The organism is Mesorhizobium sp. M7A.F.Ca.CA.002.15.2.1 (assembly GCF_003998715.1).
GTDB lineage: Bacteria > Pseudomonadota > Alphaproteobacteria > Rhizobiales > Rhizobiaceae > Mesorhizobium > Mesorhizobium ciceri.
On the sequence record NZ_RZPI01001244.1, the window covers coordinates 1 to 507 of the forward strand.

At 63.9% G+C, this 507-nt stretch carries 1 pseudogene; it reads right to left on the reverse strand.

From position 1 onward, the window contains the following. Positions 1 to 11: 11 nt before the first annotated feature. Positions 12 to 507 (reverse strand): annotated as a pseudogene (locus ENZ74_RS33920) (urea ABC transporter permease subunit UrtC); the annotation flags it as partial.

Consider the following 507-nt stretch of genomic DNA (forward strand, 5'->3'; position numbering starts at 1 on the left):
GACATGGTCGCTCACTCCGCCGGCTGTGGTTCGGGGTTGCTGGCGGACCAGTCACCTGGCTTTCTTGCTTCACTGCGAACGATTTTCGCCGGCGGCGAGACATCGGCATCGGTGCCGGCTTCCTCGGCAATCGAAGCAGCTCGCAACGCCTTGGCGTTGCCGCGCCAGCTGTCCCACATGCCGATGATGCCCTTGGGCAGCAAAAGCGTGACGGCGACGAATAGTCCACCCAGTGCAAACAGCCAGAACTCCGGCAGTACGCCGGTGAACCAGGATTTTCCGGCATTGACCAGCAACGCACCGATGATCGGCCCGACAATGGTGCCGCGCCCGCCGACAGCCGCCCAGACGACGACTTCAATCGAATTGGCCGGCTCGAATTCACCCGGATTGATGATGCCGACCTGCGGCACGTAGAGCGCGCCGGCTATGCCGGCCATGACGGCCGAGACGGTGAAGGCGAACAGTTTCACGTTCTCCGCCCGCCAGCCGAGGAAGCGCGTGCGG